General features: G+C 40.9%; 11 protein-coding genes. 2 read left to right on the plus strand and 9 right to left on the minus strand.

The features are described from left to right. Nucleotides 1-143 precede the first annotated feature (143 nt). On the plus strand, nt 144-347 hold the full coding sequence (locus PTET_RS14195; RefSeq protein WP_008114823.1) for a hypothetical protein: 204 nt from the start codon (nt 144-146) through the stop codon (nt 345-347). 47 nt (nt 348-394) lie between these two features. Here the strand turns inward: PTET_RS14195 and PTET_RS14200 are convergent, their stop codons facing one another. From PTET_RS14200 to PTET_RS14230, 7 genes are all read right to left on the minus strand, one after another. Continuing rightward, complete coding sequence (locus PTET_RS14200; RefSeq protein ID WP_013465992.1) at nt 395-1,312, minus strand: hydrogen peroxide-inducible genes activator; 918 nt, start codon at nt 1,310-1,312, stop codon at nt 395-397. Nucleotides 1,313-1,393: 81 nt separating this feature from the next. After that, on the minus strand, nt 1,394-2,662 hold the full coding sequence (locus tag PTET_RS14205; protein WP_008114819.1) for an inorganic phosphate transporter: 1,269 nt from the start codon (nt 2,660-2,662) through the stop codon (nt 1,394-1,396). 39 nt (nt 2,663-2,701) lie between these two features. Further along, entirely contained in the window at nt 2,702-3,376 is a 675-nt protein-coding gene (locus tag PTET_RS14210; RefSeq protein WP_008114817.1) for a TIGR00153 family protein, read from the minus strand. Between the two features lie 150 nt (nt 3,377-3,526). Continuing rightward, nucleotides 3,527-4,228 carry a phosphate signaling complex protein PhoU gene (gene phoU / locus PTET_RS14215; RefSeq protein ID WP_008114815.1) on the minus strand — a complete coding sequence of 234 codons (702 nt, stop codon included), beginning with the start codon at nt 4,226-4,228 and terminating at the stop codon, nt 3,527-3,529. A 44-nt stretch (nt 4,229-4,272) separates the two neighbouring features. After that, complete coding sequence (gene pstB, locus PTET_RS14220; protein ID WP_008114812.1) at nt 4,273-5,100, minus strand: phosphate ABC transporter ATP-binding protein PstB; 828 nt, start codon at nt 5,098-5,100, stop codon at nt 4,273-4,275. A gap of 19 nt (nt 5,101-5,119) precedes the next feature. After that, nucleotides 5,120-6,769: a phosphate ABC transporter permease PstA gene (pstA, locus tag PTET_RS14225; RefSeq protein ID WP_013465994.1), complete on the minus strand. Its 1,650-nt coding sequence runs from the start codon at nt 6,767-6,769 to the stop codon at nt 5,120-5,122. 15 nt (nt 6,770-6,784) lie between these two features. After that, the gene (locus PTET_RS14230) at nt 6,785-9,019 is read right to left on the minus strand and encodes an ABC transporter permease subunit (RefSeq protein ID WP_013465995.1); all 2,235 of its coding nucleotides are present in this window, start codon (nt 9,017-9,019) and stop codon (nt 6,785-6,787) included. 356 nt (nt 9,020-9,375) lie between these two features. Between PTET_RS14230 and PTET_RS14235 the strand changes: the two genes are divergently transcribed. Beyond that, complete coding sequence (locus tag PTET_RS14235) at nt 9,376-9,882, plus strand: glycine cleavage system protein R (protein WP_013465996.1); 507 nt, start codon at nt 9,376-9,378, stop codon at nt 9,880-9,882. A gap of 70 nt (nt 9,883-9,952) precedes the next feature. On the opposite strand, the gene PTET_RS14240 is transcribed toward PTET_RS14235, so the two are convergent. Both PTET_RS14240 and PTET_RS14245 read right to left on the minus strand, forming a co-directional pair. Beyond that, nucleotides 9,953-10,408 carry a hypothetical protein gene (locus PTET_RS14240; protein ID WP_013465997.1) on the minus strand — a complete coding sequence of 152 codons (456 nt, stop codon included), beginning with the start codon at nt 10,406-10,408 and terminating at the stop codon, nt 9,953-9,955. Between the two features lie 144 nt (nt 10,409-10,552). Further along, nucleotides 10,553-13,669: an efflux RND transporter permease subunit gene (locus tag PTET_RS14245; RefSeq protein ID WP_096038804.1), complete on the minus strand. Its 3,117-nt coding sequence runs from the start codon at nt 13,667-13,669 to the stop codon at nt 10,553-10,555. Nucleotides 13,670-13,675: the final 6 nt, after the last annotated feature.

The raw sequence follows: 13,675 nt of genomic DNA on the forward strand, positions 1-13,675 counted from the left end.
CCATCTAACCTATACTTTGCTTATCGGCAGCACAATGTCATGAAAATTAAGTGATTACCTTGATTTTACATGACATCTTTATTTCTTATCGTCTAGATGTCTATACTCTTAAAGATGGACATTTGGTCATAAGGAGGATGTTTATGACGCAACTAATCACGTTATTATTGTTTATACACTTTGCTATTGCGCTTCAATGTTACAAGTATGCCCAGATTAAAGGCTACCCTGTAAAAACCTTTACAGTGCTTGGACTGGTGCCTTACTTCAATGTTGTTGTGTGGGTTTACTTATTGTTTTTACCGCCTCTAGAGAGCTACCATGGCCAGCACAAGCAGCCACTTTAATTCCCTGTGTTATTGAGCGTATTATCTCTAATACGCTTTTTTTTACGTTACTTAAAATCAACACTGCACTGCTTTTTCAAAAAGACCTCTAACTGTTGGCTAAACAATTTAAAGTCACGAATCCGCCCCGTTGTTTTGCGCCACAGTACACCAATATCACGATAGGCATCACCTTGTGATGGCGTAGCAAGCATGTTTTTGTTTTCTAAAATACCCGCGTTAATCGCCATTTGCGGTAAAAAAGTCACGCCAAGTTTGTACTCAACCATACTCAATAAAGTATGTAAGCTAGCTGCCTCAAAGGGATTTATACAGCTAGAGCGGTTTAAATGGCACGCACTGAGCGCATGCCCAGTCATACAGTGCTCTCGCTCAAGTAAAAATACACTCGCTTCTGGTAGTAAATTAAAGTCTTCAATGCCTTTAGCTGGTGTGTAGTCTTTATGGTGCACTAAGCTAAAATGATCTTGTGCAAGTACTTGTGTATGAAATTTATCGGTTTCGTAGGGCAGCGCTAATAGTGCCAAGTCAATTTGCCCATGCTCTAACTTATCAAGTAGCTTGTCGCTGGTATCCTCCACTAAAACTAACTCTAAGTCAGCAAACGTTTGCTGACAAAAGTGATAAAGAGGCGCTGCAATAAAGCTCGCAATCGTGGGAATAACACCTACCGTTAATGTGCCGCTAAGCGGCGTTAAAAAGCTTTTGGTAAGCTCTTTTAAGCTAATAGTGTCGTTAATGATTTTTCTTGAACGCTCAACAACCTCTTCACCAATGGTGGTAAACATAAGGCTGCGATTTTCTCGTTCTATAAGCTGACACCCTAAGGTCTCTTCTAAGTTTTGAATTGCGGTGCTCAGCGTTGACTGGCCAATAAAGCAGGCACTTGCTGCGCGGCCAAAATGTTGATGCTGATGCACAGCTAATAAATACTGTAGCTGCTTTATACTAGGGAGATTGGTCATTTTTCTTTCCACAAATAAAAAGACCCCAACACCAAGGGCGTTGAGATCTTTTCAAGCTAAAAGTCTTTTAAGTACTTTTTATTAAACCCCAAAAGCGGTTCTTAGTACGTAGAAAATAACAATAGCAAGGGCAGCACCAACTGGCAATGTAATTACCCAAGAAACTACAATATTTCTTATTACACCCATATTAAGTGCGGCAATACCACGTGCCATACCTACACCCAACACGGCACCCACTAGGGTTTGTGTGGTTGAGATAGGTAAGCCTGTGCCCGATGCAATAACAACGGTAGATGCAGCAGCTAATTCAGCAGCAAAACCACGGCTTGGTGTTAAATGTGTAATTCCTTCACCAATGGTTTTAATTACTTTTTTGCCTAAAATAGCAAGACCGGCAACAATACCTAAACCACCCAGTGGTAATATCCACCAAGCAATAGCCGCTTTCTTCGCGATTTCACCATTATTTTCAACAATGTTTACAACAGCAGCTAGTGGTCCAATTGCATTAGCAACATCATTAGAACCATGAGCAAATGCCATACAACAGGCTGTTAGCACCATAAGTACTGCAAACACTTTTTCTACATTGTTAAACTGCATTTCTCTATCCGCTTTAGGATCGATATTTAAACGAGAAATCGCAATTTTACCAATAACAGCAACTAGTACCGCTATACCTATAGAAATAGCAAAACCTTCAAAGGTACCTAAATTAATACCAATGTGCTTTAAGCCTTTTTTAATGGTCACAAGTGCCATAATAAAGCCAGCTAAACCCATGTATATTGGTACAAAGCGCTTGGCATTTTTAAGTGGAGCGTCTGTATCAAATATCAGCTTTTGCGCACTCATAAATATTAAGTACGCTATAAAACCTGATATCGCCGGCGTTACAATCCAGCTACCTACGATACCGGCAACCTTACCCCATTGAATAGCCTCTGTGCCTACTGCAACCAGAGCAAAGCCAATAATAGCGCCAATGATTGAATGAGTCGTCGATACCGGCCAGCCTAAAAACGAGGCCATTAATAACCAACTGCCCGCGGCAAATAAAGAGGCGATCATACCTAAAATCATCAATTCAGGAATGTCGGCAAATGGGGCCGCATCAATAATCCCTTTACGAATTGTTGATGTTACTTCACCACCGGCTAAATAAGCACCTGCAAACTCAAAAATCATCGCGATAAAAATCGCTTGTTTAATGGTAAGTGCTTTTGAACCTACTGATGTACCCATCGCGTTGGCAACGTCATTTGCGCCAATACCATAAGCCATAAAAAAGCCGACTGCTGCGGCAATTAAAATTAATACCGTGCCGTAAGATGCAATGATATCCATTGTGTAACCTTAATCTTTCGTGTTTGAACTGATTTTAAATTAACGAGCTAACATCAGCTCAAGACGTGATCCTACGCGCTCTGCAATATCTGCAAGCTCGCCAACCCATTCAATGATTTTGTATAAAAACATTACATCTACTGGATTTAGCTCACTTTCTACTTTACGTAGTTGGCGGCGTATTCTAATTTGCATTTCATCCGTGTCTTGTTCTATGGCATCCAATTCTACGAGCATTTTTTCAACCAGAGTAACTTCTCTGCCTTTAAAGCCCGTTTCTAACAATTCTTCTAATTCATTAATCGCTTTAGATGCTTGTTTTGTTGCATCAACACAACGAGTTACATACGCCAAAAAGTCTTCTTGAATCTCTTTTGGTATGATCATCTCACGACCAATTACACGCCCAGCAATGTCTTTTGCCTTATTAGCAATTTTGTCTTGTTGGGTTACTAATTCGAGAAGGTCTGTACGCTCTACCGGCATGAATAATCCGCCAGGTAGTTGTAAGCGTATAGTTCTTTTCATTTCATCGGCTTCACGTTCTAAATTACGAATAGTTAAACGTAGCTCTTCAGCTTGTTGCCATTCTTCTTTAAAAACATGATTAAAAAAAGGTATCAAACTTTCGCTTGCTTGATGCGCTTTTCTGATGTGTTCTTCTATTGGTTTTATAGGTGATTTTGCAAAAACACCTAAAAAATTTGTTGGCATAACTGACCCTTTAATCAATTCAATATGCTGTTCAGCGTGAATTTTACAGCATTAAGCTAGATTGTGAACGCTTTTTCTCATTCAATTATTTACAAAAAATAAAAAAGGCAGTGTATTACTGCCTTTCTTATTTTCTAGTTATTCGTATCACTACAGTGATTTTTCAATATCTTCTTGAGATGTATGACGAATATCTTTACCGTTTACAAAATAAATGACATATTCAGCGATGTTTTGACAACGATCACCGATACGCTCTAATGAGCGAACAGACCATACTAAATCCATAATTTTTGGAATTGAGCGCGGATCTTCCATCATGTACGTCATTATTTGACGGGTGATAGCTTCATACTCTCTATCTACTTTAGCATCCTCTTTATGCACTTCAAATGCACGTTGCACATCCATACGTGCAAATGCATCTAAAACGTCATGCAGCATTTTAGATACTTGGCGACCCATATTTTCAATATTTACTAATAAATCTTGTTGATCCTTAGTAAATGAGTCTAGTGCAACTTTAGCAATTCGCTTAGCTTCATCACCAATTCGCTCTAAATCAGCAATGGTTTTTGCTATTGCAATTACTAAACGTAAATCACTGGCTGCCGGTTGGCGCTTAGCAATAATACGGGTGCAATCTTCATCAATACTGACTTCCATTGCATTAACTTTGTAGTCGTTTTCACGTACTTTTTGTGCCAATACCGCATCGTTTTTGCTAACTGCATCAAGCGCGCTATTAAGTTGTTGCTCAACCAACCCACCCATACTCAGTACATGGTTTCGCACATCTTCTAACTCTTGGTTAAAACGACCAGAAATATGTTTATTAATGTTGTGTTCCATAATGACCTTCTTTAATAATTCATTGTTTTAGCGTTTTAACCCGACTAGCCGTAGCGTCCGGTAATATAATCTTCAGTTTTTTTCTTCGTTGGTGTGGTAAATAAGGTATTGGTATCTGAATACTCAATGAGCTCACCCATATACATAAACGCGGTTTGATCAGATACCCGCGCTGCTTGTTGCATGTTATGAGTAACAATAACCACAGTAAATTTATTCTTTAAATCATTAATTAGTTCTTCAATCACTAGAGTTGAAATCGGGTCGAGTGCTGATGTTGGTTCATCAAGTAATAATACTTCTGGCTCTATCGCAATTGAGCGAGCAATAACTAAACGCTGCTGCTGACCGCCCGATAAACCGAATGCGCTATCGTGAAGTCTGTCTTTTACTTCATCCCATAATGCCGCACCACGTAGCGATTGCTCTACCACTTCATCAAGCTTACGCTTTTCTTTGATCCCTTGCAGGCGAAGACCGTAAACCACATTCTCGTAGATTGATTTAGGAAACGGGTTTGGACGCTGAAACACCATGCCAACATTACGACGAAGCGCAGCAACATCTACGCTTTTGTCGTAAATATTTTGCCCGTGCAGCATTATTTCGCCTTCTATGCGACAAATATCAACCAAGTCATTCATACGGTTAATACAACGCAGCAAAGTTGACTTACCACAACCCGACGGACCGATAAATGCCGTTACTTGGCCTTTCGGAATGTTCATATTTACTTTACTCAGTGCTTGTTTATCACCGTAGTAAAGGTCGAGATCTTTAATTTCTAGCGCTTTTTGTTCGTCTGTTAAATTATTTAAATCTAACTTCAAGCTTGGCTTTGCTTGGTTTACTTTTGGAGCGACTGTAATCATGTTTGTTACCTATACTAAATTAATGCTCAAGCGATCTGAATTTTTCACGTAAATGGTTGCGTATACCAATGGCGGTGATGTTAAGGGTAATAATAACCGACACTAACAAAAAGGCCGTTGCATATACCAGCGGACGCGCCGCTTCAACGTTAGGGCTTTGAAAGCCAACATCGTAAATATGAAAACCTAAGTGCATGAACTTTCTATCTAAGTGTATGTAAGGGAAGTTACCATCAAGCGGCAACGTTGGTGCCATTTTTACCACACCCACCAGCATAAGCGGTGCAACTTCACCCGCAGCACGAGCAACCGCTAAAATTAACCCCGTCATAATAGCAGGACTGGCCATAGGAATAATGATTCGCCATAACGTTTCTACCTTAGTCGCGCCCAGTGCTAATGAACCATCACGTACTGTGCTTGGAATACGAGATAAACCTTCCTCGGTTGACACAATTACCACAGGCAGAGTTAATATAGCCAAGGTGAGTGCCGACCACATCACACCGGGTGTACCAAATACAGGCGTAGGCGATGATTCTGGGTAAAATAGTTGGTCAACACTGCCACCTACCATATACACAAAGAAACCTAGACCGAATACACCATATACAATTGACGGAACACCCGCTAAGTTAATAACCGCAATACGGATCATTTTAGTAATTGCGTTTTTAGCTGCATATTCATGCAAATAAATAGCGGCAACCACACCAAATGGCGTCACAATCACAGCCATTAACATCACCATGAATACCGTACCAAAGATAGCAGGAAATACACCGCCTTCGGTATTGGCTTCACGTGGGTCATCTGAAACAAACTTGCCTAACTGCACAAAGTAATGGCCTAGTTTAGCAAAAAAGCCCATATCGTTTGGAAACCATACATCCAACACTTGATAAAGCGGGATAGTAACAATCTCACCACGCATATCTTTCACAGTTACTTGGTCACGCTTAGCTTGGTTACGCAGTGCAAATAACTCTTTTTCAAGCTCACCATATTGCGCACGTAAATCAGCACGGGCTTGAGCAAGTTCAGCTACGCGCTCATCAGTTAGCTCGTTATCAAGCAAATAGGCTTTTTCCTGCAAACGTAAACGCTCTAACTCGTAGTTTATATGACCAATATCACCATTTTGTAAATCCAGTGCTTCGTCATTTAAATCAACCGCACGCTCTACAAGATCATGTAATGTTTCAACTTTATCTGTAGTTATTGTTTCACCATCTTTAATTACTGATTCTACATAACCGTAAAAGTTACCGTTTTTGCTACGCTCAAATACCGCGAGTGCTTTTGGTGCTGAGCTTTGTGTAATATCAGTTTCAAGTATCCAGCGAAAGTCTAAATCTACATACTCACGGTTACCGGTTTTAATTAGTAAACGCTCAACCTCGTCTTTTTCAAATTTAGAAACATCAATACCGGTTGCCGCTAAACGCGACTTAGGTACTAATTCACGGTCGTAAATTTCACCAATAACGGTTTGTTTAGTAATCGAGCCTTCAAGCTCATATTGCATAACTTGAGATGGCCAAAAAAAGCTTAATCCCTTCCATGCAATCATGGCGAGTAAACCAATTACTGAAATTAAACTGATGCTGACGGCACCACCGGTCATCCAAATCCAAGGAGAACCAGACCTAAACCACTGCTTTACCATGTCGTGTTTCTCCACTTACATTGAGCTATATTTTTCACGCAGCTGCTGACGAACAAATTCAGCAACTGTGTTGAAAATAAAGGTAAATATGAATAATACAAAGGCGGCTAAGAATAGAATTCGATAATGCGAACTCCCCACTTCCGACTCTGGCATTTCGACGGCAATATTAGCGGCTAAGGTACGCATACCTTGGAAAATACTCCAATCCATAATCGGCGTATTACCGGTTGCCATCAGTACAATCATGGTTTCGCCTACGGCGCGACCTAACCCCATCATAACCGCAGAGAAAATACCTGGGCTAGCCGTTAGTAACACCACGCGAATTAGCGTTTGCCACTGCGTTGCACCTAATGCTAACGATCCATTGGATAAATGCTTAGGAACGCTGAATACCGCATCTTCCGCAATTGAGAAGATAGTGGGAATAACCGCAAAGCCCATCGCAATACCAACCACAAGCGAGTTACGCTGATCGAAAGTCATACCAAGCTCATTGGTTAAGTATTGACGCACATTGCCATCAAACATCCACAGTTCAATACTTTCGCTCATCGCAAATGACAACCAACCAATAAATAACACCACAGGAATTAATAAAATTGAATGTGAGCCTTCAGGAATTTTATGGCGAATAGCTGCAGGTAATTTAGTCCAACCTAAAGCGGTTGCTAAAATACCTAATGGCAGTAATACGAGTAAGCCAACAATAGCCGGCAGGTGCTCTTCAATTAAAGGCGCTAACCACAAGCCAGCTAAAAAGCCGAGTATTACCGTTGGCAAAGCTTCCATTATTTCAACGGTCGGCTTAACTACGCGACGTAATTCGCTCGACATAAAGTAAGCGGTGTAAATAGCGGCTGAAATAGCAATAGGCACAGCAAATAACATTGCATACATAGCAGCCTTTAAAGTACCAAATGAAATTGGTACCAGTGAGAACTTAGATTCAAAATCATCACTTGCAGACGTTGATTGCCAAATATAACCCGGCTCAGGGTAACCCTCGTACCATACTTCTTGCCAAAGCGCTGACCACGTAACTTCTGGGTGTTCGTTATGAATTTCTAATACCGTTAGCTTGTTATCAGCCAAAATCAACGCGGCATTTGAACGCGGAGCAATAGCAAACTGTTCAATTGCACCGTCACTGACTTTACCTTGCCACAACTTTGCTTCACTGGTTGTGTAATAAACACCTAGCTCACCATTTTGACCAGTTGTAAAAAAGGTACGGCGGTAGAATTCAGTAAAAACATTGAGCTTACTTTGCTTAGTGGTTTCAAACGAACGAATTTTTTGAAACTCGCGACCTGAGTCAGTGTTTACTTCAAACCACTGCGATATTTCACCATTATCATTGGCCAGCATCAGGGAGTTAGCACCAGCTAATAATTGTGATGACACAATATTAGCGTTTTCTTCGTTGGCAGATAATAATTGGATTTGCTCTACTTCACTTGGGTAGCGAGTATCGAATACGTAAATTTGATTAGCAGAGCGAACAAATGTGCGGGTGGTATCCGGCGACATTAATAACTCATCTACGCGACCATCAACGTTCAATTCGGTACGTTCAACTTGCCATTCGACTTCACCGGTAAACATATTTTCTTCGGCTACAAAGCTGCTAAATACCACACGTTTATCGGCGGTAAGTGCCACAACGGCTGTTTTGTCCTCATAATGGCTAAAGGCAAAACGCTTAATAGCAGCACCTTGTTCATCAACTTCTAACGCCATCTCACCCAATGGATAACCTAAACGCGGGCTTAATTTACGTTCATTATTAGGGAAGGTGACTAAAAACTTAGGCGCAACAATAGTCACGGTGCCATTTTCTAAGCCATACGCATAATGACCTTGAAAAGGAGCACTATTTGCAAAGCTGGTTACCTTCGCAGGTAAAGTGGCATTAAGTGTTTTTAGTTTTTTACCAAAGTTTGCTTTATCAACACTATAGAAGTTAACTTGACCTTGATTATCAAGTAAGTAAGCAACCTCAGTTTGCTCTTCAACACCAAGCCCAACTATTTGCTCAGCATTAGCAACATTAAAGCTAGCGCGCTTTTCAACTTTAGCTGACTCGAAAATAGGCTGCACTACATAAAGAAGGTAAAAAAAGATCAATAGCAGTGCTATTAATACCATTATACCGCCTGCGGTTATGCCAAACTTAGCAAACCGGTCTTTAAATAGACGGCTTCGATCCGTATTAAAAGTCGGTTTATTCGGATTTGAAGTCATCAAAACACCCTTATATCTTAACGTTGGGCGCATTATATTTCATCAAAGTGACAGTAATGTTACAGTCGTAATAATTCTTTACTGGAACCACAAAATAATATTAAAGTATTGTTTTATTAAATAATTGTATTTATTTATGTGTTATTAATAAACTAAATCAATTATTAATTGGACAAACTATTTATCCAAGACAATACTCAATGGGCATCTAATATAACAATAATAAAGTAACCTATTAAGATATAACAATCCTTTTGTGGTTAGCTTTTACATACATTAAGAATCACATACATTAGATCGCATCACTTAATGCCTATGCATTTATTTTTTCATTTGGGCTTAAAAAGAGAACTATTATGAAGCAGTTGGTAATAACCATTTTAGGGGAAGATCGCCCCGGTTTAGTAGAAAGTATTTCATCGGTTATATTGGAAAACCACGGTAATTGGTTAAGCAGTAATTTAAGTCATTTGCTTGGCCACTTTGCTGGCATTATACAAGTTGAGGTGGCTGAAGAGCATTTACAGGCATTTCAAGATGCGCTTAATGGGCTTCCTAAATTAGATGTCCGTATAGAAAAAGGCAACACCGAAATTGAGCCTGTTGAACTCGAGCAGCTTAATTTTGTGATCACCGGGAACGATCGCCCTGGTATAGTCCAGGAGTTGGCAAGTGTTATTCGTCATAAAGGCGCTAATATTACGAACTTAAACTCAAGGCAGCAAAGTGCGCCAAACTGGGGGGTGCCAATTTTTAGTGCCGTTGCCACCGTTAGCCTGCCTAATGGGCTTAACAAAGACGAAGTAATTAACGCTCTTGAGTCAATTACGAGTGACTTAGTGGTTGATGTAGAGCAAAGTTAAATGTGCTCTATTATTTTACACACGAAAAAGGCGCTTATTACAGCGCCTTTTTTATGCGTAACACTTGTTGCTACATATCTGCATGACGATTAATGCTTTGTATCATTTGCCTTAATCCTTGCTCTTCAAGTTGCAACAGCTCACTTAGTTTTTCTTGAGCCTCAGGTGATTGTGCTTTATCAGCCAAATAACTATATGCGTTCAATACTTTTTGATGCTGCTTTGATAAATATTCTTGAATTACTTGCTCATCTAACTGGTTACTGCGATCTAAATCAGTAAAGTTAATAATTTCTGAGTGCTCTGAAAAATACTCATAACAATACGTATCTAATGTGTTTATTTGCGTGATGGCTTTAAAGCCAATTAAATCCTCAGCGAGCTTTTTTTCATACTCAACACAATAATCAATTAGCTGTTTGTTATGCTCCCCGAGTAGGTCCTTTACACTAAAAAAATTAGCGGCCATTTGTGTGTGAAATTGAACTGTCCAATCGAACACTTCTTGGATTGTTTTAACTTGCATGTGCGTTCCTTACTATTTAACCCTAATGATTAAATAGATGCGTGAATCATGCCAACAAAAAACACAATAAAATCAGCAGGTAAAGTAAGGATGGGTAACTTGTACTGATTTTTTACAGTACAAGTTACACAACCAGTGTAAAAATTATAGGTTTCGCTTTCGCCATAATAAATACACCGCGGGTAACACCAGCAATGTTAAAACAATGGCGCTAAACATACCGCCAACCATGGGGGCGGCTATTCGACTCATTACTTCACTCCCCGTGCCTGTGCCATATAACACCGGTAACAGGCCAATCACTATGGTTGCTACCGTCATCATTACAGGGCGAACGCGCAAACCGGCGCCTTCTAATATGGCATGCTTAAGCTGCTCAATACTTATGCTTTTTCCTAATTGAGCGGCGGCCTCTACTTGCGCTTTATAGGCTTGGTTTAAATACACCAACATAATAACGCCTATTTCTACGGCCACCCCAGCAAGGGCAATAAAGCCGACCCCCACAGCAACAGAGAAATTAAAGCCTTCTAAATACATGAGCCAAATACCCCCTATCATTGCCAGTGGTAATGTCGCCATAATAATAAATACTTCAGTGAAGCTTCTAAAATTCAGGTAAAGCAGTACCACAATAATGGCTAAGGTTAACGGCAACACATAACTCAGTTTCGCCTTAGCGCGCTCCATGTATTCATATTGCCCTGCCCAAGTTATAGAATACCCTGCGGGTAAAATTAGCTGCTCGTTTAGTAACTGCTGAGCACTTTCTACGTAGCTGCCAATGTCAGTATCTTTAATATCAATAAAGCTCCAACCATTTAAACGGGCATTTTCACTTTTTATGCCAGGAGGGCCATCGCTAATGTATACATCAGCCACGTCGGCAAGTGCAATGCGTTGCCCAGCAGGGGTTACAATAGGCAGCAGCATTAACTCCTCTGGTGAATCACGATACGCTTGCGGATAACGAATATTAACCGGGTATCGCTCTTGACCCTCAACCGTTTCAGTCACGTTCATTCCCCCAATGGCGGTTGCGACCACTTGCTGCACATCTGCAATATTTAAACTATAACGCGCTGCTTTTTCACGGTTAATATCGACCTTGATATAACGCCCACCCGCTACTCGCTCTGAGTAAACCGATGCGGTACCTGGAAGATCTTTAAGCAGTACTTCTATTTGTTGACCTATTTTTTGAATTTCACTCAAATTCGGCCCCGCGACTTTTATACCCACAGGGGTTTTAATCCCTGTAGCCAGCATATCTATTCGCGTTTTGATAGGCATTACCCAAGCGTTTGTGAGTCCTGGGAACTTTACTAAAGCATCCAGCTCTTGTTTGAGCTTTTTGGTGGTCATGCCTTCGCGCCACTGATCTTTAGGCTTAAACTGTATAAAGGTTTCAATCATGGTGAGTGGTGCCGGATCGGTTGCCGTTTCCGCTCGTCCAATTTTACCAAATACGGTTTTCACCTCGGGCACAGTGGCAATCAGCTTATCGGTTTGCTGTAATAGCTCGCGCGCTTTACCAATAGAAATCCCAGGGTAAGTGGTTGGCATATACATTAAATCCCCCTCATCAAGAGGTGGAATAAACTCACTGCCTATTTTATTTACCGGATAAAAGCCCACTAAAGTAATAATCAGTGCCACCAACAAGGTGCTTTTGGGGAATTTTAAGACTGTGTTTAACAGTGGCTTATAACTATTTACTAGTAAACGGTTTACCGGATTTTTATTTTCAGATATCACCTTACCGCGAATAAAGTACCCCATCAGTACGGGTACTAAGGTAATTGCTAAGCCGGCAGATGCCGCCATTGCATAGGTTTTTGTGTAAGCCAATGGCGCAAACATTCGCCCTTCTTGAGCTTCTAAAATAAACACCGGCATAAAGCTAACTGTAATGATTAATAAGCTAAAAAATAATGCAGGCCCTACTTCACTGGCAGAATCAATCACCACTTGCCAACGATTTTCATCGGTCAGCGGTTTTTTCTCCATGTGTTTGTGCATGTTTTCAATCATCACAATCGCACCATCGGTCATGGCACCTATCGCTATAGCAATCCCGCCTAATGACATGATATTGGCGTTAATCCCTTGCCAATGCATAATAATAAAAGCGGTGAGTATGCCTAACGGTAAGGTAATAATAGCCACCAGCGATGAGCGTACATGGAATAAAAACACCACACACACTAAAGCAACTACAATCAGCTCTTCCATCAATTTAGAGGTGAGGTTATCAACTGCGTCTTTTATTAAATGAGAGCGGTCGTACACAGGTACAATTTCAACCCCCTCGGGCAGGCCTTTTTTAAGTGACTCCAATTTAGCTTTGACGAGCTCTATAGTTTTTTGCGCGTTTTCACCAAAGCGCATCACTACTACGCCACCAGCCACTTCGCCTTCGCCGTTAAGCTCGGCAACACCACGGCGCATTTGAGGACCTAAACGCACATTAGCAACATCACGTAACTGTAGTGCAGTACCGTTAGCGTTTATACCTAAAGGAATCGCTTCTAAATCAGCCACACTTTTTACATAGCCAGTGCTGGTAACCATGTATTCGGCTTCTGCCATTTCAACAACTGATGCCCCCATTTCTTGGTTGCCTTGCTTAATGGCAGTTTGAATAAGGCTTAGCGGAATACCATAGGCACGTAACTTATCGGGCTGTACGTTAACTTGGTATTGTTTCACCATGCCACCTACCGATGCTACTTCGGATACACCGGGCACAGTTTGCAGTTCAAACTTTAAAAACCAATCTTGTAAACTGCGTAGTTGGCTTATGTCATGCTTACCTGTGGTATCAGTGAGTGCATATAAATACACCCAACCAACTCCTGTGGCATCGGGGCCTAGCTCTGCAATTGCCGTATTGGGTAAACGCGCAGATACTTGACTTAAATATTCTTGAACACGACTTCGCGCCCAATATAAATCAGTGTCTTCGTCAAAAATAACGTACACGTAGGAGTCACCAAAAAACGAAAAACCGCGTACTGTTTGCGCCCCTGGTACCGATAACATCGCCGTGGTTATAGGAAATGTGACCTGATCTTGCACTACTTGCGGCGCTTGCCCAGGGTAAGATGTTTTAACAATAACCTGTACATCAGATAAATCGGGTAAGGCATCTACTGGGGTGTTTTTTACAGTATACAAGCCGCCACCAATCAATATAGCGGTCAGTAACAGTACAAAAAAACGATTAACAACAGACCAGCGAATAATTGCAGTAATCATAACCAC

The organism is Pseudoalteromonas tetraodonis (assembly GCF_002310835.1).
Classification (GTDB): domain Bacteria; phylum Pseudomonadota; class Gammaproteobacteria; order Enterobacterales; family Alteromonadaceae; genus Pseudoalteromonas; species Pseudoalteromonas tetraodonis.